Origin of the sequence: Pseudomonas sp. BIC9C, assembly GCF_034541995.1 — a bacterium.
GTDB classification, from domain to species: domain Bacteria; phylum Pseudomonadota; class Gammaproteobacteria; order Pseudomonadales; family Pseudomonadaceae; genus Aquipseudomonas; species Aquipseudomonas fluorescens_CC.
This window is the reverse complement of the sequence record NZ_JAWDGM010000003.1, coordinates 397,740-416,741: the sequence shown is the minus strand read 5'-3', so window position 1 is coordinate 416,741 and position 19,002 is coordinate 397,740. Positions and strand designations below refer to the sequence as shown.

The 19,002-nt window shown below is 60.5% G+C and carries 20 protein-coding genes; 7 read left to right on the top strand and 13 right to left on the bottom strand.

The genetic code is table 11. From position 1 onward, the window contains the following. Positions 1-46 precede the first annotated feature (46 nt). The 8 genes from murB to RS887_RS16505 all read right to left on the bottom strand — a co-directional run bounded on the left by murB (position 47) and on the right by RS887_RS16505 (position 6,901). Positions 47-1,066, bottom strand: a complete 1,020-nt coding sequence (murB, locus tag RS887_RS16540) for a UDP-N-acetylmuramate dehydrogenase (protein WP_322616172.1) — start codon at positions 1,064-1,066, stop codon at positions 47-49. Further along, entirely contained in the window at positions 1,063-1,527 is a 465-nt protein-coding gene (locus RS887_RS16535) for a low molecular weight protein-tyrosine-phosphatase (protein ID WP_322616171.1), read from the bottom strand. Before RS887_RS16535 ends, murB begins: the two co-directional genes overlap by 4 nt. Beyond that, positions 1,527-2,291, bottom strand: coding sequence for a 3-deoxy-manno-octulosonate cytidylyltransferase (gene kdsB / locus RS887_RS16530; RefSeq protein WP_322616170.1), 765 nt, complete (start codon positions 2,289-2,291; stop codon positions 1,527-1,529). The genes RS887_RS16535 and kdsB overlap by 1 nt, the downstream gene beginning before the upstream one ends. Continuing rightward, on the bottom strand, positions 2,288-2,473 hold the full coding sequence (locus tag RS887_RS16525) for a Trm112 family protein (protein WP_003179363.1): 186 nt from the start codon (positions 2,471-2,473) through the stop codon (positions 2,288-2,290). The genes kdsB and RS887_RS16525 overlap by 4 nt, the downstream gene beginning before the upstream one ends. A gap of 24 nt (positions 2,474-2,497) precedes the next feature. Next, positions 2,498-3,508, bottom strand: a complete 1,011-nt coding sequence (gene lpxK / locus RS887_RS16520; protein WP_322616169.1) for a tetraacyldisaccharide 4'-kinase — start codon at positions 3,506-3,508, stop codon at positions 2,498-2,500. Beyond that, positions 3,508-3,936, bottom strand: a complete 429-nt coding sequence (locus RS887_RS16515) for a biopolymer transporter ExbD (protein ID WP_322616168.1) — start codon at positions 3,934-3,936, stop codon at positions 3,508-3,510. Before RS887_RS16515 ends, lpxK begins: the two co-directional genes overlap by 1 nt. Beyond that, the gene (locus tag RS887_RS16510; protein WP_322616167.1) at positions 3,933-4,568 is read right to left on the bottom strand and encodes a MotA/TolQ/ExbB proton channel family protein; all 636 of its coding nucleotides are present in this window, start codon (positions 4,566-4,568) and stop codon (positions 3,933-3,935) included. Before RS887_RS16510 ends, RS887_RS16515 begins: the two co-directional genes overlap by 4 nt. Positions 4,569-4,666: 98 nt before the next feature. Next, complete coding sequence (locus tag RS887_RS16505) at positions 4,667-6,901, bottom strand: DNA internalization-related competence protein ComEC/Rec2 (RefSeq protein WP_322616166.1); 2,235 nt, start codon at positions 6,899-6,901, stop codon at positions 4,667-4,669. Positions 6,902-7,036: 135 nt separating this feature from the next. Here RS887_RS16505 and RS887_RS16500 point away from each other — a divergent pair, with 135 nt between their 5' ends. Continuing rightward, positions 7,037-7,552 carry a DUF2062 domain-containing protein gene (locus RS887_RS16500; protein ID WP_322616165.1) on the top strand — a complete coding sequence of 172 codons (516 nt, stop codon included), beginning with the start codon at positions 7,037-7,039 and terminating at the stop codon, positions 7,550-7,552. Positions 7,553-7,705: 153 nt separating this feature from the next. On the opposite strand, the gene RS887_RS16495 is transcribed toward RS887_RS16500, so the two are convergent. From RS887_RS16495 to RS887_RS16480, 4 genes are all read right to left on the bottom strand, one after another. Continuing rightward, positions 7,706-8,485 (bottom strand): ABC transporter permease, encoded by a 780-nt coding sequence (locus RS887_RS16495; RefSeq protein WP_007991638.1) that lies wholly within the window; start codon positions 8,483-8,485, stop codon positions 7,706-7,708. Continuing rightward, on the bottom strand, positions 8,482-9,414 hold the full coding sequence (locus RS887_RS16490; RefSeq protein WP_007996639.1) for an ABC transporter ATP-binding protein: 933 nt from the start codon (positions 9,412-9,414) through the stop codon (positions 8,482-8,484). The genes RS887_RS16495 and RS887_RS16490 overlap by 4 nt, the downstream gene beginning before the upstream one ends. A gap of 133 nt (positions 9,415-9,547) precedes the next feature. Then, positions 9,548-10,171, bottom strand: coding sequence for a glutathione S-transferase (locus tag RS887_RS16485; protein WP_322616164.1), 624 nt, complete (start codon positions 10,169-10,171; stop codon positions 9,548-9,550). 43 nt (positions 10,172-10,214) lie between these two features. Then, complete coding sequence (locus RS887_RS16480) at positions 10,215-10,874, bottom strand: transglutaminase-like domain-containing protein (protein WP_085715494.1); 660 nt, start codon at positions 10,872-10,874, stop codon at positions 10,215-10,217. 252 nt (positions 10,875-11,126) lie between these two features. On the opposite strand from RS887_RS16480, the gene RS887_RS16475 reads away from it, so the two are divergent. Together RS887_RS16475 and RS887_RS16470 are read left to right on the top strand one after the other, a co-directional pair. Further along, positions 11,127-13,574, top strand: a complete 2,448-nt coding sequence (locus tag RS887_RS16475) for an acyl-CoA dehydrogenase (protein WP_322616163.1) — start codon at positions 11,127-11,129, stop codon at positions 13,572-13,574. 74 nt (positions 13,575-13,648) lie between these two features. Then, positions 13,649-14,056 carry a PA2817 family protein gene (locus RS887_RS16470; RefSeq protein WP_007991629.1) on the top strand — a complete coding sequence of 136 codons (408 nt, stop codon included), beginning with the start codon at positions 13,649-13,651 and terminating at the stop codon, positions 14,054-14,056. Between the two features lie 60 nt (positions 14,057-14,116). Here the strand turns inward: RS887_RS16470 and RS887_RS16465 are convergent, their stop codons facing one another. Further along, positions 14,117-15,115 (bottom strand): LysR family transcriptional regulator, encoded by a 999-nt coding sequence (locus RS887_RS16465; RefSeq protein ID WP_322616162.1) that lies wholly within the window; start codon positions 15,113-15,115, stop codon positions 14,117-14,119. 89 nt (positions 15,116-15,204) lie between these two features. Here RS887_RS16465 and RS887_RS16460 point away from each other — a divergent pair, with 89 nt between their 5' ends. From RS887_RS16460 to RS887_RS16445, 4 genes are all read left to right on the top strand, one after another. Further along, positions 15,205-15,831, top strand: coding sequence for an alanyl-tRNA editing protein (locus tag RS887_RS16460; protein WP_322616161.1), 627 nt, complete (start codon positions 15,205-15,207; stop codon positions 15,829-15,831). A 636-nt stretch (positions 15,832-16,467) separates the two neighbouring features. After that, positions 16,468-17,691, top strand: a complete 1,224-nt coding sequence (locus RS887_RS16455) for a type II and III secretion system protein family protein (RefSeq protein WP_322616160.1) — start codon at positions 16,468-16,470, stop codon at positions 17,689-17,691. Positions 17,692-17,810: 119 nt separating this feature from the next. After that, positions 17,811-18,524 carry a tetratricopeptide repeat protein gene (locus tag RS887_RS16450; RefSeq protein ID WP_322616159.1) on the top strand — a complete coding sequence of 238 codons (714 nt, stop codon included), beginning with the start codon at positions 17,811-17,813 and terminating at the stop codon, positions 18,522-18,524. Positions 18,525-18,542: 18 nt separating this feature from the next. Continuing rightward, positions 18,543-18,812, top strand: a complete 270-nt coding sequence (locus tag RS887_RS16445) for a DUF3613 domain-containing protein (protein WP_322616158.1) — start codon at positions 18,543-18,545, stop codon at positions 18,810-18,812. The last annotated feature ends 190 nt before the right edge of the window (positions 18,813-19,002 follow it).

Here is a 19,002-nt window from a genome sequence, read left to right as displayed (position 1 = left end):
CAATAAACATTGTGCAGGGCTTCTTGATCCATCCTGAAAGCTTAGCTCAATACCGGTTCGGCTCCATTTCCAGGTCAACATGGAAACGCTCTGAAATGTCTTTCTGGATACGCTGCGCCAGGTCGAGCAACTGCAAACCGGTCGCTCTGCCGTAGTTGACCAACACCAGCGCCTGCAACTTATGCACACCCGCATCGGCTTCGCGGAAACCTTTCCACCCTGCCCGCTCGATCAACCAACCGGCGGCCAGCTTCATCTGCCCGTCGGGTTGCGCATAGGCCACCAGGTCCGGGTATTCGTCCTTGAGCCGTGCAGCCAGCGCCGCCGACACCAAAGGGTTCTTGAAAAAGCTGCCAGCATTACCGAGCACGGCCGGGTCCGGCAGTTTTTCGTTGCGGATGCTGCAAATGGCCTGGCTGACATCACTGGCGGTCGGATGCTCGATGCCTTGCTCGGTCAGGCGCTGACGCACCGGGCCGTACTCCAGATGCAAATGCGCGGCGCGGTCGAGGGCGAAACGCACACGCAGGATCACCCAACGCCCCGGTTCCTGCTTGAACAGGCTGTCGCGGTAAGCGAAGTTGCATTCCGCCAGGCTGAAGTCGCGCAGTTCGCCGGTCTGGCGATCGAGGGCGGTCAGGCCGGCGAACACGTCCTTGATCTCGACCCCATAGGCGCCGATGTTCTGCATCGGTGCCGCACCGACGGTACCGGGAATCAGGCTGAGGTTTTCCAGGCCGGACAACCCCAGGGCCAGTGTGTGTTGCACAAATGGATGCCAGGGCTCGCCCGCCTCAGCCTCGATCACCACTTTGCCGGCGTCATCGCTCAGCACGCGAATCCCGCGAGTGGCCATGCGCAGCACCAGTGAATCGATATCCGCCGTCAGCAGCAGGTTGCTGCCACCGCCGATCACCAGCACCGGGACCTTGTATTCCAGCCCATAGGCGAGGGCTTCACGCACATCAGCGTCGCTATGGGCCTCGGCAAACAGCCGGGCCTGGACATCCACGCCAAAGCTGTTGAACGGCTTGAGCGAAACCTGCGATTGAACCTGCAAACTCATAACCGTCCCTTCAATTCGATGACCAGCAGATCACTGGCGCGCTCGATCAGGTCCAGCACCTGCTCGAAGCCTTGTTCGCCGTCGTAGTACGGGTCCGGCACTTCATCGATTTGCGACTGGTAACGACGCAGGAACAGGTCGAGTTCGGCCTTGCCCTGGGCCGGCTTCAAGGCCTTGAGATGGCGCAGGTTGCTGTTGTCCATCGCCAGGATCAGATCGTAGGTGGCGAAATCGGCGCGGGTGACTTGCCGGGCTCGCTGGGCGGACAAGTCATAACCGCGCAGCTTCGCCGCGGCCTGACTGCGCTTGTCCGGCGCCTTGCCGACATGCCAGTCACCGGTGCCGGCGGAAGCGACTTCGACCCGGTCAGCCAGCCCCGCCTCACGCAACTTATGCCGCAGCACGCCTTCGGCCGTGGGAGAACGGCAGATGTTGCCCAGGCAGACAAACAGAACCCGCATCACGCCTCCAGCAGGCGACGAACGCGCTCAAGGTCTTCAACAGTGTCGACACCGGCTGGCGGTGCGATCAGTGCGTCGGCTACGTGGATCCGCACGCCGTGCCACAGGGCGCGCAACTGTTCCAGGCTCTCGGTGTTTTCCAGCCAGCATGGGCCCCAGCTGACGAAATCCTGCAGGAAACCGGCGCGATAGGCATAGATGCCGATATGGCGGCGATACGGCACACCTTCCGGCAACTGCTCACGGCTCATGGCGAACGCATCCCGCGCCCAGGGCAAGGTGGAACGACTGAACGTCAGCGCCAGGCCGTTGAGGTCGCTGACGACCTTGACCACATTGGGATTGAACAGGGTGTCCACGTCATCGATCCGCTCGGCCAGGGTGGCCATGCGCGCTTCGGCGTGGGCAGCCAGATTGGCGGCAACCTGATCGATCACGCTCGGCGGGATCAGCGGCTCGTCGCCCTGGACGTTGACCACGATGGCGTCAGGCGCCAGGCCCAGCTTCATCGCGACTTCGGCCAGGCGATCGGTGCCGGAGTTGTGATCTTCACGGGTCAACACCACTTCGGCACCAAAGCCATTGCAGGCCTCGACGATGCGCGCGTCGTCGGTGGCCACCACCACCCGCTCGGCACTGCTTTTGCTCGCCTGTTCCCAGACGTGCTGGATCATCGGCTTGCCGGCGATCAGCAGCAGCGGTTTGCCCGGCAGGCGGGTGGAGGCATAACGCGATGGAATGACGACGGTAAAGGCTGTGGTCATTTATCCAGGCGCTCGTCGGTGGTCAGGGTGCGCGCTTCGGATTCGAGCATCACCGGGATGCCATCGCGAATCGGGTAGGCCAGGCCTGCGCCTTTGCTGATCAGCTCGGTTTTGTCGGCGCTGAGCTTGAGCGGGCCTTTGCAGACCGGGCAAGCGAGGATGTCGAGCAATTTGGTGTCCATGAGCATTCCCTGGAAAAAACGGAGTTAAGGCAACAAACGAGCCGGTAACAGGCGCATCAGCTGTGTGTCGAACCAGGCCACGAAGGCCGGCGATGGCACAGCATCGACCGCCAGGTACCACCAATCGATGGCGGCAAAGGCACGGCATTTCACCGCGTCTTTTTCCGTCATCACCAAGGGTAACGACGGCGCGAAATTCAAAGCCTCCACGCTGTACTCGGCGTGGTCGGCAAACGCATGTGGAATCGGCTTCCAGTGTAGCGTTTCGAGAGTTTTGAAGAAACGTTGCGGATTGCCGATGCCAGCCACCGCGTGCAGGGCCTGGCCGCAGGGGAAGTGGTCGAGGGGACGCCGTTCGCCGCTGTGCAGATTGACCAGCGCGGTGGGCTGCAATTGGAAGGCAAACCCGTCAGCGCGGTCAGCCGCGGCACCGTTGTAGAGGACCGCATCGACGCTTTGCAGGCGTTCGACCGGCTCACGCAATGGCCCGGCAGGCAGGCAACGGCGGTTGCCCAGGCCGCGGGCGGCGTCGATCAACACCAGTTCCAGGTCACGAGCCAGGCGGTAATGCTGCATGCCGTCGTCGGACAGGATCAGGTCCAGCGGCTCACTGGCCAGCAACGCTTGAACAGCATTGCTGCGATTGGGGTCGATCATCAGCGGCACACCCGTGCGCTGGACGATCAGCAACGGCTCGTCACCGGCGACGTCGGCACCCTGCTCGGCCTCGACTCGCCATGGCAACTGCGGCGGTCTGGCGCCGTAGCCACGGCTGACCACGCCGACCCGCAGGCCGCTGCGCTGGCAGTGCTCGATCATCCATAGAATCAACGGCGTCTTGCCGGTGCCACCCACAGTGATGTTGCCGACCACGATCAACGGCACCGGCGGCTGATAGATCTCGCCCTCACCCGCCAGAAAACGCTTGCGCTTGTTCATGACCACGCGCCGGTACAGCCACTCCAGTGGCTGCAACAGTTTCAGGGCAGGATGACCTGCGTACCACGCCGCCAACAATCGTTCGGACATGGCCATCAGGATGCGGGGGGTGCCGCTTCGACAGTGGTCATGCGCAAATGGCTGAAACCGAGCTTGCCGGCCGCATCCATGGCGGTGATGACGGACTGATGCTGCGTCTTGCCATCAGCGCTGATCGACAGTGGCCGGTTGGTGTCGCCATTGGCTTCCTTTTGCAGCGCGTCCATCAGGGAAGCCAGATCGCTTTTTGGCAGGATCTGGTTGTTCACCGAGAACACGCCGTCGGCGCTGATGGCGATCTCCAGCAGCTTGTTCTGGTCTTCGGCCGGGGAACCGCTGACCGCTTCCGGCAGGTCGACGCGCAGCTGGGTCTCACGGGTAAAGGTGGTGGTCACGACGAAAAACAGCAGCAGGATGAACACCACGTCGATCAGCGACGCGAGGTTGATGTCCACCGTTTCCCGTGGTTTGCGGCGGAATTTCACGCTTTGCTCCCGGCCAGGTCCACGTCTCGGTCGCCCTGCACCACCTCGACCAGCTTGATCGCTTCCTGCTCCATGCCCACCACCAGCTCATCGATCCGGCGTTGCAGGAAACGGTGGAAGAACACCGAAGGGATACCCACCATCAGGCCCGCAGCCGTGGTGATCAGGGCCTTGGAAATACCACCGGCCAGTACCGAGGCGTTGGTGGTCATGCCTGAGCCTGTGAACGCACTGAAAATATCGATCATGCCCAGCACCGTACCCAGCAGGCCCAGCAACGGCGCCATGGCGGCAATGGTGCCCAGGGCGCTGACGTAGCGTTCGAGCTCATGGATGACCCGTTGAGCAGCCTCTTCGATGCACTCTTTCATGATCTCGCGACCATGTTTGGAGTTGGTCAGGCCGGCCGCCAGTATCTCGCCCAACGGGGAGTTGGCGCGCAGTTCCTTGAGTTTTTCCTTATTGAGCTGTTTGTCCTTGATCCAGACCCAGACCTGCCCGAGCAAGTGCTCCGGGGTTACGCGGCTGGCCCGCAGAGTCCAGAGACGCTCGGCGACGATCGCCATGGCCGCGATGGAACTCAGAATGATCGGCAACATCATCCAGCCGCCGGATTTGACCAATTCCCACACAGTGACAGTCCCCTCGAAAAAGTGCGCCACTCTAACATAGGGGGTGGAAGCACCGAAGACCGTGATGTCGCATCCGGTCGGGCATTAATAACGCTCGGTTATTGGTTCAAGGGCGGCGGATCGCGCCAGAAACGCCGTTCCTGACGCATTGACCACGGCGGCTCGAAGCGTCCCAGTTGCAGACGAATGGCACCGTGTTCTGCACTGTCGTAGATCGCCATTCCACGTTTTTGATAACGCGCGATCACCGTGGGATGCGGATGGCCAAACGAATTGCCCTGGCCACGGGAAATCAGCGCACCTTTAGGTTGCAGGACATCCAGCAGGGCCCCGGACGACGAACTGCGACTGCCGTGGTGTGGCGCCTGCAACCAATCGGTGGGCAGGGCCAACGGACTGTCCAGCAGGGCCCTCTCGGCGGCGGCATCAATGTCGCCACTCAACAGCAACCGTTCGCCATTGGCCTCGATCAGCAGGACACAGGAGTTCTGATTGCTGTCGCCGGCCAATGGCCAGTGCCAAAGCTGGAAGTCGACCTCATCCCAGGTCCATTGTCGACCACTCTCACAACGCTCGGCCTGCAACTCCACGGGCAAGTCTGACGGTTCACCACTGACCACCTGCTTCACCGGCAAGCCCTTGGCAATCGCCCGGGCACCGCCGGCATGATCGGCATGGGCGTGGCTGATCAGCATCAGGTCGATGTCCTTTACCCCCAGTTTGCGCAACGCCGGCAGCACCACCCGCTCCCCCTGGTCGAATTCACCGAAACGCGGTCCGGCGTCATACAGCAACGTGTGATGCCGGGTGCGCACCAGGATCGCCAGGCCCTGACCGACATCCAGTTGCCAGACTTCAGCCCTGCCTTCCTGCAACATCGGCCTGGGCGCAAAAACCAGGATCAACAGCAAGGGCCACCCTAACGGGCGCATCGGTACGCCTCGCGGCAGCAATAGCAAAAAAGCGCCGATGGCACCGATTGCCCAGGCCCATAGCGGGACGGCCATGGGCACCCACGCGGGGACCTGACCGGAGACGAGCCCCAATCCCCTGAACCACCCGTCGATCAAGCCGCCAGCCAGCCACAGCAATTTCTCACCCACGTAAGGCACCGGCAGCAACAGCGTCCCGAGCAACGCCGGTGGCAGTACCGCCAGACTGATCCAGGGCACGGCGAACAAATTGGTCAGCGGCCCGCTGAGACTGATGGGCAGCCCCAGTGCCAGTAACAGCGGACACAGCCCGATTGCAATCAGCCACTGGGCGCGGGTCCAGGTTTGCCACCACCGCCAGGGCCCCAACCGTCCGCCGAAGGTGAATATCAAGACTGCTACGGCCGCGAAAGACAGCCAGAAACCAGGCTGCAGACTCGCCAGCGGCTCCAGCAGCAAAATGCCGTTGAGTGCCAACAACAGGGGCCACCATGCACCGAGATGGCGGAACCTCAGACGCCACAACAACACCAGACCAAGCATCAGGCAGGCGCGTCGCACCGGCACCTCAAAACCGGCCAGCATCCCGTAACCGAGCGCAGCGGCGAATGCCAGGCCACACGCCCATGGCAGCCATGGCAGACGTTTCGGCCATAACCCAAAGCGGGCCAGGCCGGCGATCAGTAGATACACAGCTCCCGCCAGCAGTCCGATGTGCTGCCCGGAAATCACCAACAGATGTACCGTGCCGGTGTCCTGCAATACCTGCCAGTCTTCGCGACTCAGCCCGGCGCCATCCCCGAGTACCAGCGCCGTCAACGCGCCGCTTCGCCCCTGGGCATCCACCGTCAGCAAACGCTGACGGATTCCATCGCGCCAGGCCCATTGGGCCGGCGCGAGGCGTTCGCCCTCCTTGACCGTTCCGGTCGCCCCGATGCGTTGTGCCAGTAACCAGGCCTGGTAGTCGAAGGCCTGCGGATTGAGGAGCCCGACCGGGCGCTTCAGCTTGACTGCCAGACGCCAGTGCTCACCGCTTTTCACCGGCAGCCCGCCATACCAGGCCAGACGCATTTGCCGCGGCAGCCGGGTACGTCGAGACTGGATGTCGGTCAATTCGAAACGCACGACACCGTCGTCATACCGGGGCAACCCTGTGACCCGCCCTTCGACCCAACGGGTTTCGCCATCCAGCGCCCGCGGCAACCGGTCATCCAGCGCCCACTGCGCATTCGCACAGGCCCAACTCAACCCGAACACGTAAAACGCCAGCGGATATGTCCTGAACGGCAACAACATCAAGCCCGCCACCGGCATCGCCAGCAATAACCAGACCGGCGGCAATGCCGGTAAAAAACGCAAGGTCAGCAGACCCAACGCCAGCGCCATCATCCCTGTGCGCATAAGCCCGTCCTTGAGAGTCCCCTCCAAGGCTTAGCCCGTCCGTCGCGCAGGCGTCGTTATCAATTGTCACAAAGTCTGAATGGGCAGTTCATAGAATCCAGACATACTTGCCACCCTGACCGACCGAGAAGCCTTATGCCCCGGCGCTTATTCAAACGTTACATGCCAGACCCGATGAGCATCAGGGAACACAAGTCCTTACGCTTTCTCGGCACGTTGTTGCTTGACCCGAACCTGTGGCACCTCAACCGCCACTCCGTTGCCCGCGCCATGGCGGTGGGTCTGTTCGCGGCGTTCCTGCCGATCCCGCTGCAGATGCTGCTGGCGGCAATCCTCGCCATCATCGTGCGCGGCAACATGCCGATTGCCGTGAGCCTGGTCTGGCTGACCAACCCGATCACCATGCCCGCCGTATTCTTCTGCACCTACCAGGCCGGCGCCTGGCTGATGGACGTTCCCGCCCGGCAGTTGCCGGACTCGCTGACCTGGGAATGGATCAGGGGTGAAATCTCGACCTTGTGGCAACCGTTTCTGTTGGGCTCGGTAGTGACAGGGCTGGCACTTGGTGCACTGGCCTACTTCCTTGTGATGATGTATTGGCGCTGGTGGGTGGCCAGGCAATGGAAGCGGCGCAAGAAAAGCCGGATGTGAGAATGCAAAACGGCCTCCACTTGGGAGGCCGTTTTTTTGTGGCGTCAGAACTAAAGCTATCGCGAGCAGGCTCGCTCCCACACTCGCTCCGGGTGCTCCGAAGATCCTCTGTGTGAGCGAGCCTGCGCGCGATTGAAAGCGACGCGATATCCCTCAGGTACGCATCCCGCGCCCGCTGACCAGCAACCGCGCACAGCCAAAATACAGCACCACGGTCGCGACCAGCATGAAGGCGATGGCCACACTGATCCGGATATCCGATACGCCGAGGATGCCGTAACGGAATGCGTTGACCATGTGCAGCACCGGGTTGGCCAGGGACACGGTCTGCCAGAACGGCGGCAGCAAGGTGATCGAGTAGAAGACCCCGCCCAGGTAGGTCAGTGGCGTCAGTACGAAAGTCGGAATGATCGAAATGTCATCGAAGTTGCGCGCAAACACGGCGTTGATGAAGCCCAACAGCGAGAAAATCGTCGCGGTCAGCACCACCACCAGAATGGTCACGCCCAGGTGATGCACCTGCAAATGGGTGAAGAACAGCGACAGCAGGGTCACGATGATTCCCACCATCAAGCCACGCAGCACGCCGCCCAGGGTGTAGCCGATCAGAATGGTGTGCGGCGACAACGGCGAGACCATCAATTCTTCAATGGACCGCTGGAACTTGCTGCCGAAGAAACTCGACACCACGTTGCCGTAGGAGTTGGTGATCACCGACATCATGATCAGCCCTGGCACGATGTACTCCATGTAAGTGAAGCCACCCATATCGCCGATCTGTCGACCGATCAGATTACCGAAGATCACGAAGTACAGGACCATGGTAATGGCCGGCGGCAGCAAGGTCTGCGGCCAGATCCGGGTGAAACGCCGGACTTCCCGGTAAACGATGGTGTTGAGGGCAACGAGGTTGGGGCGCAGCTCGGAACTCATACCGCCACCTTCGACAGATTTTTCTCCACCAGGGACACGAACAACTCCTCAAGGCGATTGGTTTTGTTGCGCAGGCTCAGCACTTCGATGTTCTGCTGTGCCAACTGGGTGAACAGCGCGGTGATGCCCATGGACTTGTCCACCTGGACTTCCAGGGTGTGGCTGTCGATCAGCCGGGACGGGTAGCCGAGCAGTTGAGGCGCGGCTGGCAGGACGCCCTTGAGATCCAGCAGAAAGGTTTCGACATGCAGTTGGCTGAGCAACTGACGCATGCTGGTGTTCTCGACGATGGTGCCGTGGTCGATGATGCCGATGTTGCGGCACAACTGCTCAGCCTCTTCCAGGTAATGGGTGGTGAGGATGATGGTGATGCCTTTCTGGTTCAGCTCGGTAAGGAAGCTCCACATCGAGCGACGCAGCTCGATGTCCACCCCGGCAGTCGGCTCGTCGAGGATCAGCAGGCGCGGTTCATGGACCAGCGCGCGGGCGATCATCAGGCGACGCTTCATGCCACCGGACAGCGAACGCGAAGGCACATCCTTCTTGTCCCACAGGCCGAGTTGGGTCAGGTACTGTTCGGCGCGTTCCTTGGCGATTTTCGCGGGAATGCCGTAGTACCCGGCCTGGGTCACGACGATATCGAAGGTCTTTTCGAACTGGTTGAAGTTGAATTCCTGAGGCACCACGCCGATGGAGCGTTTGAGCTGCGCAGGATTCCTGTCCAGGTCGTGACCGAAGATATTCACTGTGCCGCTGGTCTTGTTCACCAGGGTCGAGAGAATGCCGATGGTCGTGGATTTGCCGGCGCCGTTAGGGCCGAGCAAGGCGAAAAAATCACCTTCGGCGACATCCAGATCGATACCATTCAGGGCCTGGAAACCGTTGCCGTAGGTTTTGGTTAGCTGCCGGATGGACAGAGCGGAACTCATATCGGATTTACGCACCAAGAAGGGAAGAAAGGGTCAGGTAAGGGCGGGCGGCGCGCATTGCAACCACGTCGCATGAGCGCAATGGTGCTTGTCGCCGCCACACAAGTACAGTCAAGTGTGTCGATAGTGAGCATTAAGTCAACGCGGTCATGACGGCTTTGCGATACGCCGGACGCTGTTTCAATCGCGCATACCAGGCCTCCAAATGAGGCAGTGGAGCACGCTCGATCGGCATCTCGAACCAGGCATAAATGAAACTGCCCAGGGGAATATCGCCCATGCCGATCTCGTCTCCAGACAGGTAGGGCTTGTTCGCCAACGCCTGATCGGCTATCGCCAGCAGCGTGTCGCACTCCTTGATCGCAGCCTTGATGGCGGGCCAGTCCTGCTGGTCTGCCGGGGTCCGCAGCACGCCCCAGAACACGGTACGGAACGGGCCGGCAAAACTTGAGGTGGTCCAGTCCATCCATTTGTCGGCGCTGGCACGGGTTTGCAGATCCGCCGGATACCAGGTCGTGCCGTCGGCGTGACGGGCCATCAGGTAACGCACGATGGCGTTGGATTCCCACAACACAAAACCATCGTCTTGCATCACCGGAACCCGACCGTTGGGGTTCATCGCGCGGTATTCGGGCGTATCGACGACACCAAAGGCGCCACCGGCATCGATAGCCTCGTAGGCCAGTCCCAGTTCTTCGGCGGCCCACAATGGTTTTCTGACATTCGATGAGTTTTTCCGACCCCAGATCTTCAGCATGACCGCCTCTTTTTCAGTAAGTGGGCAGGCAGCATACGCCGGATCAGGCGCGACTCAAATCGCTCTGCATATCACCCAGCAGCGGTTGCTGTTGCTCGCCGAACAGGTGCGGATAGCATTTTTCCAGGTGTTCGAAAAAGAACGCCTCGGGTACGTCGGCGAACTGGCCGTGGTCGACGAGGTACTCCATCAGCTTCGCACCATCGCGGTTGAAGGGATGAAAAACACTGTCGTTGATCCCGTCGAATTCCAGCGGCGCCACATTGAACAGGTCGCAGAGTTTCCGGTTGAACGCTGGCGTCGCCTTGATCCAGCGATCCTGCAAATAAAACTCGGTGTAGCCGTGCATGGCGAACATGTCGCTCTTGAGCAATTCAAGCAGCCGTGGCGTCGACAAATGATTGCGCACATCCGCCAGGCCGATCCGCGCGGGAATCCCGCAATGCCGCGCAGCACCTGCCAGCAAGGTGGCCTTGGGAACGCAGTAACTCTCCCCGGTCGCCAATGCATGACTGCCGCGCAGGGTCTGCGGATCGCGACTGAATGTGTACGGGTTGTAGCGCACCGCCTCGCGCACGGCGTAATAGAGACTGATTGCCTGCTCAATCGGATCGCGACTGGCGCCACGGTGTTTTTCGGCGAACTCCACCACGGACGGATGGTCACTATCGATGAAGCGGCCGGGACTCAGATACTCGTGCATGAGAATAATCTCCTGGAGAAGCCCCGAGTCTAGCGAGAGCTTCAGCACAGAGATAACGACGTTTCGGCCAAACATGGGCGCTTTGCCGCTCGCCCAATAAACACTTTTCCCACGTGTGCGGCCGCCCGTCTGTCGCACGCAAATCATCCGGGGCTTTCCACGATTCCAATCACATCGCTGTGACCCGCCTGTTTTGCGGATGCCGTCTAAGCTCTGAGGGCTGGTTCGCCCTGGTTTCACGGAGGAATGAATATGCTGCTGTTGTGGATACTGGTTCTGCTGGTCGGAATGGCTTGTTTGGCCCACCGCCGCATCGCCCCGCTGCCCACCCTGGCCATCGTGGCCGTCTACGTCGTGGCAATGGGCGCGTTCAGTCGCGCGCCAGGCTGGTTGCTGCTGGTCTTCTGGGTCTTGATCGCCGCCGTCGCCGCGCCCTTGCTGCTGCCCGACCTGCGCCGCAAACTGTTCAGCGCACCGATGTTCAACTGGTTCCAGAAAACCCTGCCGCCCATGTCACAAACCGAACGTGATGCCATCGACGCCGGCACGGTCTGGTGGGACGGCGAACTGTTCAGTGGCCGTCCGGACTGGAGCAAACTGCTGTCCTATCCCAAAGCGCAATTGAACGAAGAGGAACAGGCTTTCATCGACGGGCCGACCGAAACACTCTGCGCCATGGTCAATGAATGGCAGCTCGGTCAAACCATGGACCTGCCGCCCGAAGCCTGGACATTCATCAAGGACAACGGCTTTTTCGCCCTGATCATCCCCAAGGAGTTTGGCGGCAAGGGCTTTTCCGCCTATGCCCACTCGCAAGTGGCGATGAAACTGGCCAGCCACAGCGGCGACCTCGCCTCCACCGTGATGGTCCCCAACTCCCTCGGCCCGGCCGAACTGTTGCTGCATTACGGCACCGACGAACAACGCAATCATTACCTGCCACGCCTGGCACGCGGCGACGACATCCCGTGCTTTGCCCTGACCGGTCCGCTGGCCGGCTCCGACGCCGGCGGCATGCCGGACTCCGGAGTGATCTGCAAAGGGCAATGGGAGGGGCAGGAAGTCCTCGGCCTGCGCCTGAACTGGGAAAAGCGCTACATCACCCTCGGCCCGGTGGCCACCCTCCTCGGCCTGGCCTTCAAGGCCTACGACCCGGATCACTTGCTGGGCGAACAGGAAGACCTGGGGATCAGCCTGGCATTGATACCGACTGACACCGCCGGTGTCGAGATCGGCCGCCGGCATCTGCCGTTGGGCGCCGCATTCATGAATGGCCCGAACTCAGGCAAGGACGTGTTCGTCCCGCTGGAGTTCCTCATCGGCGGCCAGGAAATGCTCGGCAAAGGCTGGATGATGCTGATGAACTGCCTGTCGGTCGGGCGTTCGATTTCCCTGCCGGCGGTGGGCACCGGCATGGCCAAGTTCACCAGCCTGGTGACGGGCCAATACGCTCAGGTTCGCGAGCAGTTCAATCTACCGATTGCCGCTTTCGAAGGCATTCAGGAAGCCATGGCCCGCATCGGCGGCAACGCCTGGATGATGGACGCCGCGCGGATGCTCACCGCCAACGCGGTGGACCTCGGCGAGAAACCGTCGGTGCTGTCGGCGATTCTCAAGTACCACCTGACCGAACGCGGTCGCGAGTGCATCAGCCACGCCATGGATGTGCACGGCGGCAAGGCGATCATCATGGGGCCGAACAATTATCTCGGACGCATGTGGCAGGGAGCGCCGATCTGCATCACCGTGGAAGGCGCGAACATTCTCTCGCGTAATCTGATGATCTTCGGCCAGGGCGCGATTCGCTGCCACCCCTTCGTCCTCGAGGAAATGGCCCTTGCCGGCCGTGAAGACAAGGATCAGGCGCTCAAGGAATTCGATGGCCTGCTGCTCAAGCACATCGGCTTTGCCGTGAGCAACGCCGCCAGCACGCTGGTGTTGAATCTCGGTTTCGGCCACCTGGAACACACCCCGGGCGACAAACTCAGCCGGGGTTACTTCCGCGCACTCAATCGTCAGGCCGCTGCTTTCGCCATGCTCGCCGACCTCAGCATGATGCTGCTCGGTGGTGAGCTGAAACGCCGGGAACGTCTGTCCGCACGGCTGGGTGACGTGCTGAGCAACCTTTACCTGGCCAGCGCCGCACTCAAGCGCTACCACGATCTCGACTCACCGCAATACATGACGCCGCTGCTGGCCTGGGCCATGGAGGAAAGCCTGGGGCAGGCCGAACGCGCCATGGATGAACTGCTGAGCAACTTCCCGAACAAAGTCGCGGGCTGCCTGTTGCGGGTGATCGTGTTCCCGTTCGGTCGCCGGCACAAAGGGCCATCAGACAAACTCGCTGCCGAAGTCGCTGCGTTGATTGGCCGGGCCAAGGGCGACCCGGCCCTGGAGGAGTTGCTCCTGGGTTGCTATCGCCCACAGGCGAGCGACGATCCGGTCGGAGCATTGCAACACGCCTGCAATCTGTTGAGCGCTGCACAGCCGTTGCACAAAAAGCTGCACATGGCACTCAAGAGTGGCCAGGTCAAACCGGTGGCCGGCGAGTCGCTGATCGATGCCGCGCTCGAGGCTGGCGTGTTGCAGCCAGTGGAGGCCCAAACCCTGCGTGAAGCCGAGGCGGCCCGGCGCAAGGTGATCGATGTCGATGACTTTGACCAGGAGGCTTTGGCACTGGCCGAGGGAAAAGTCCGCTGATCCCTTCAAACATGTAAAAACGGGCGCGGGCGCTTTATACTCCCGCGCCCGTTTTGCTCTTGAGGACTTATCTCGTGTCCAACATCGTTGCCGATCATCTCGTTTTACTCGACCACCTGCGCAGCATCCTGGTCGCCGTAGGTGAGGCCGAGCAGGTTCCCGAAGAAAGCCATGCCTTGTTCCTTGAGCGCTTCGACGAACTGCTGGCGTCACTGCCGATCGATCCGATCGAAAGCCAATACTTGGGCCAGGACATCCTGACTCAAGTCATTTCCCGTTATCCGCAAATCGCCCACCTGATTCCACGGGATCTGCTGTGGTATTTCGCCGGTGACTGCCTGCACTACTTGTCCGATGAAGAAATCGACCTGTATCAGGCACTGGAAGAGCGTCGCTTCGAAGCCGAACAGAACGACGAACCGTTCGACTGGAATCAGGAAAAGCAGCTGCTGGCGTTGTCGAACCAGGACAGCAAGCACTGATCCCCGAATGATTCATGCAAAAGGCCCGCATGGTTGACCATGCGGGCCTTTTTTTTGCGTTCAGAACAAGCCATCGCTCTCCGGCAGTTCATACTCCGATGGCGACCAACCCGGACCATTCGACCTGCCTGGCTTGCCCAGCGTCGGCTCCTTCTCCAGCCACTCCACCCGGTAATCAATCAACACCCGAAGCTTGGGAGGCAGGTACCGGGTTGGCGAATGCAGCAACCAGGCGCCACCGTGATAGGACGCCAGAAAGGTCCAGTCCGGCAGCACTTGCACCATCAACCCCTTCTCCAGGGCATGCCGTGCCGTGAAATACGGCAGGCTGCCAATCCCGATGTGCTGTAACACCGCGCCATAACGTACACCGGTGTGATTGGCGGCGTACCGCCCACGCACACCGACGGTGACCGATTTGTTGCCCTTCTTGAATTTCCAGCGCGCATCGCTCGGGGTTTCGCCCAGGTAAATGCAACTGTGGTTGAGCAAGTCATGGGGATGAGTCGGCGTACCGTGCTCGGCCAGATACTGCGGTGTGGCGCAGAGCAAATGATCGATCGTCAGCAACTGCCGCCCCACCAGCCCCGCAGGCGGCCGGTCGGTGATGCGAATCGCCAGGTCGACGTGATCGTCAATCAGATCGACCTGACGGTCCTCAAGCAACATCTCCACATCCACCTTGGGATAACGGCGCAAAAACTCCGGCATATGCGGGTGAATCACGATCCGGCCCACCGCTTTCGGCACGCTGATACGCACCAGCCCCTCGGGTTCGTCAGTGAACTGACCACTGATTTCCATCACTGACCGGGCGGCATTGACCATTTCCTGGCAGCGCTTGAACACCTCCTCGCCACCGTCACTCAGGCGCAGCTTGCGCGTGGTTCGTTGCAGCAAGCGGGTCGCGAGCGCCTTCTCCAGACGCGAAATGCTACGGCTGACCGCCGAAGGCGAAGTACCCAACTGACGAGCCGCCTCGGAGAAACTGCCCGTCTCGACAACCTTGACGAAAATCGCCATTTCACCCAGCAGCGGCAGCGGAAGATTTATGCTCACAGCGCAACAGTCCTTTGATGTTTGCCCGGATTATCACGCATTTACCGGCTTTCTATAATAAAAACAGATATTCAATACGAGCCTGGAATATGACGCTGCGCCTTTTTTTCCATAGTGATGAGCTCAAGGCCAACGTGGAAGTCCTGGAATGCATCCCCCACGAAAACGAGTTTGCCGTGGTCTTGCGAGCAACCCTGTTCCACCCTCAAGGCGGCGGACAGCCTTGCGACACTGGCTGGCTCGGCGAAAGCCAGGTGCTGCGCGTGGTCCAGGATCCCGAGCGGGTCATTCACTTTGTCGACCGACCGGTAAAAACCGGCATGACGCAAATCCGCGTCGACGAACAACGCCGGTTGTTCAACACGCGCATGCATTCGGCCGGGCATTTGATCGGGCACTTTGTACAGGCCATGGGCTGGATGCCGATCAAGGCGCATCACTGGCCTGGTGAAGGCCGTGTGCAATTCAAACCGGGTAACTCGGCGCAGGACGTTGAGGCCCGGACAATTGAGCATGGCATCGGGCAGTGGATCGACCACGACCTGCCGCGCCTGACCTCACTGCGCGAAGGCGCCCGGGAAATCGGCTTCGGTGAACTGCCCGCCTACGGTTGCGGCGGCACCCACGTACGCAGTCTGAAAGAATTGGGCGCGGTCACGATCAACACCCTTGCGCAAAAGAAAGGCACGCTGTCGGTCCACTACCACGTGAACTGAACACAGGGCGTTCGTGAGACGCCCGATTTTATCGAGGCAAGCATTGCCTGGAATGCAAAAGGCCCGCTCAGTCAGACTGGCGGGCCTTTTTTGCCTTCTGCACCACCCGCCAACATCAGACATCCGCACTGCGCTGTACCCTTGCCCGCCCGCCTTTCTCCAGCCTTTTCACCAACGGTTTTCTCTTAAATCATGGCACTTTGGTTTGATTGAACTACCTTCAAACAATAAGAAGTCATGACGGCCCGAATTTCCACGTCAGCTTCAGTGATCAGATAGCGGATTGGCAAAAGGAGTTACCTCACCATGATCCTGGCAGGCGTTTTCCGGCTCTGTACTTTCATGGCCGATTACTTTCCGGGGGAAGCAGGTCAGCGGAGAGTACCACCCATTGGCGCGAGCATCGCTCCGACAGGCAGTCCAGGTAACCGGATCACTAAAAACCGTTTCAGCAAAGGTCGCTCGCTGTCCAGCCAGATCAGCGAATGGCGCCCGCTCGCGTGTAGCACGCAAGGAATAACGCCAAGGCCATGGATAAGTGGTCTGGCGCATCGGTGGGGATAGTCCGGCCCCCGTGAAGTGATCCGAGACAATCAAGACTGCCTAAAGACGGCCTATCCAGTGAGGATGTACCAAATGAGCCTTCGTCCCGTGCCCGCTTTCAAGCGAATTTTCCATGGCCTGTTCTGGGTGGGCCTCAGCGTGGATGCGGCTCAGGCCGCGCCGGCCAATTGTCCGCAACTGGACAGTTGGCCGACAACGTACGAGGTCGGCCAGGGGCTGCAGAGTGAACTGCGCAGCCCCGTTCCGGTAACGCAACTGGCGGTGGGTGACCCGAAAATTGCCGACGTGCAACCCAGCGGCAGCAACGCGTTCATACTCACGGGCATTGCGCCGGGGACCACCAGCCTGATGGTCTGGACCGCCTGTTCGAAAACGCCGCGCCAAAGCATGGTGTTCGTCAAGGGTAAAGCCACGTCGGCGCTGACCAGCGTGCCATCGGTGCCTTCCGACGACCCGCTGCTGCCGAGCCAGGTGCAGACCGATATCCGCTTCGTTGAAGTCAGCCGGACCAAGCTCAAGGAAGCCTCCGCCTCGATTTTCGGCATCCGCGGCAACTTCCTGTTCGGCTCGCCGAGAACCTTGCCCACCATCGGCGGCATTGTCACGCCGGTGGTACCGGTGAACAACAACAACTTCAACCTCACGTTTGCTACCGGCAATACCCTGGTGGCGCTCAATGCGCTGGAAGGCAGTGGTTTCGCCTACACCCTGGCGCGGCCAAGCCTGGTAGCGCTCAGCGGACAGAGTGCGACCTTCCTGGCCGGCGGTGAAATACCGATTCCGGTGCCCAGTTCAGGCAGCGACAACGTGTCCATCGAGTACAAGGAGTTCGGTATCCGCCTGACTCTGACGCCGACCATTGTCGGGAAAAACCGTATCGCGCTGAAGGTGGCGCCGGAAGTCAGTGAACTGGACTTCACCAACGCCGTGAGCATCGCCGGCACGATAGTCCCGGCCCTGACCGTGCGCCGTACCGATACCAGCATCTCCCTGGCCGACGGCGAAAGCTTCGTCATCAGCGGCCTGATCAGCACCCACAACGATTCCCAGGTGAACAAGTTTCCGGGGCTGGGCGATATCCCGGTACTGGGCGCGTTTTTCCGCGACAACACCATCAACCGTGAAGAACGCGAACTGCTGATGATCGTCACCCCGCATCTGGTCCAGCCACTGGCGGCCAATGCACAACTGCCGTCATTGCCTGGCGAGCAGCTGCGCAATTACGACCCGAACTTCTACCGCATGTTTTTCCTCGAAAATGGCGACTTCGACAGTCGCAGCGGGCTCTCGCAATGAACCGAAGCCTGAACCGGACTTGCCTCGCCCTCACTCGTAACGGTGACCTTGAACGCTTGCCGGGCCAGCTGTATTGCCATTGGCCAGGCGTTCAACCTGTTGTCGCCAGAGGCCCTTCGATGAAAGCAGTCATTGCAATAGCGGCGACCTTAATGCTCGCAGGTTGTGCCAGCAATGGCCTGTCTTCGCGACCGGCCAGCTGTGCCAAGCCCGGTTCGGAGCAAGAACTGTCCCTGAACCTGGCTGACAACATGGCCGAAGAAGGCCGTTTGTATGCCAGCCTGGCGAATCTGGAAGGTTTGCCCGATAACCTGGTCCAGGTTCGCCTGCGCAAGGCTCGGGTGCTGCGCATGATGGGGCGTAGCGGCGACGCGCAGCCGTTGTACGAAAGCTTGCTCGGCACCTGTCTGACGGCTGAAGGGGAACATGGCCTGGGCCAGTTGGCCGCCGCCAAGAATGATAACGTCAGCGCTGCCACTCACCTTGAGCGTGCGGTGAAGATGGCCCCCACCGATGACAGGATGCGCAATGACCTGGGGGTCGTCTACCTCAATCAGCGACGGATCCCTGAAGCACGCTTTGAGTTCATGACCGCCATGGAGCTCAAGCAGGCCAACACACTGGCGGCACTCAACATGGTGACGCTGCTGATCTACCAGGATAACTGGAAGGCGGCTGCCGAACTGGTAACCCGCGCCGACTTGAGTCCCAAGCAAGTCGCAGAGGCTCAAACCCGCGCGGAAAAACTCAAGGCCTCCGCCAAAAAAGTGGTGGCTTCCGAGGCGAATCGCAAGGCTGAGGTAGCCGATGCCTCTTCCAGTGCGAACAAGTAGAACGTACGAGGAGTCGAGATGAATACCAAAAGGCTGTTGATCCTGTGCATGGCTTGCCTGTCCACCACTGCCTGGGCTATTGAGCCGGGTCCCTCTTCGCCGTATCAACAAGGCACCGAACAGTGGTTGCAACTGCAGATTCGCGGTGTGGTTGCCTCCACTAAACTGCAAACCGCTTCGGCCACCGAACGTGACCTGGCCATGCAGCGCTGGCTGAATAGCTTCAACTACCCGATTCCGGAATTTTATGACCAGGATGCAGCGGGAAAAATGACCATCGGCAACTGAGGCATGTCGAGGGGTGATCAGCCTCTGGTGTAATCCAGAGTGGCCTGGCTAAAAAGCCAGGCTCAATCACGAGTGCAGGAAAATACAGTCCAGGTACTACAAGGTGGAGCAAGCGATTGGAGTGAATGCACTCCGTTCGCCTGCTCCACCCCGTTCTTATGCAGTACAGCCATCCGGTTCGACAGCAAAC

Bases quoted from the DNA above. Each gene is read 5' to 3' on its own strand.
- RS887_RS16525 (WP_003179363.1), bottom strand. From the start codon at position 2,473: ATGGACACCAAATTGCTCGACATCCTCGCTTGCCCGGTCTGCAAAGGC.
- kdsB (WP_322616170.1), bottom strand. From the start codon at position 2,291: ATGACCACAGCCTTTACCGTCGTCATTCCATCGCGTTATGCCTCCACC.
- RS887_RS16445 (WP_322616158.1), top strand. From the start codon at position 18,543: ATGAATACCAAAAGGCTGTTGATCCTGTGCATGGCTTGCCTGTCCACC.
- RS887_RS16485 (WP_322616164.1), bottom strand. From the start codon at position 10,171: ATGCTGAAGATCTGGGGTCGGAAAAACTCATCGAATGTCAGAAAACCA.
- RS887_RS16500 (WP_322616165.1), top strand. From the start codon at position 7,037: ATGCCCCGGCGCTTATTCAAACGTTACATGCCAGACCCGATGAGCATC.
- RS887_RS16535 (WP_322616171.1), bottom strand. From the start codon at position 1,527: ATGCGGGTTCTGTTTGTCTGCCTGGGCAACATCTGCCGTTCTCCCACG.
- RS887_RS16475 (WP_322616163.1), top strand. From the start codon at position 11,127: ATGCTGCTGTTGTGGATACTGGTTCTGCTGGTCGGAATGGCTTGTTTG.
- RS887_RS16460 (WP_322616161.1), top strand. From the start codon at position 15,205: ATGACGCTGCGCCTTTTTTTCCATAGTGATGAGCTCAAGGCCAACGTG.
- murB (WP_322616172.1), bottom strand. From the start codon at position 1,066: ATGAGTTTGCAGGTTCAATCGCAGGTTTCGCTCAAGCCGTTCAACAGC.
- RS887_RS16455 (WP_322616160.1), top strand. From the start codon at position 16,468: ATGAGCCTTCGTCCCGTGCCCGCTTTCAAGCGAATTTTCCATGGCCTG.
- RS887_RS16480 (WP_085715494.1), bottom strand. From the start codon at position 10,874: ATGCACGAGTATCTGAGTCCCGGCCGCTTCATCGATAGTGACCATCCG.
- RS887_RS16495 (WP_007991638.1), bottom strand. From the start codon at position 8,485: ATGAGTTCCGAGCTGCGCCCCAACCTCGTTGCCCTCAACACCATCGTT.
- RS887_RS16450 (WP_322616159.1), top strand. From the start codon at position 17,811: ATGAAAGCAGTCATTGCAATAGCGGCGACCTTAATGCTCGCAGGTTGT.
- RS887_RS16505 (WP_322616166.1), bottom strand. From the start codon at position 6,901: ATGCGCACAGGGATGATGGCGCTGGCGTTGGGTCTGCTGACCTTGCGT.
- RS887_RS16490 (WP_007996639.1), bottom strand. From the start codon at position 9,414: ATGAGTTCCGCTCTGTCCATCCGGCAGCTAACCAAAACCTACGGCAAC.
- lpxK (WP_322616169.1), bottom strand. From the start codon at position 3,508: ATGGCCATGTCCGAACGATTGTTGGCGGCGTGGTACGCAGGTCATCCT.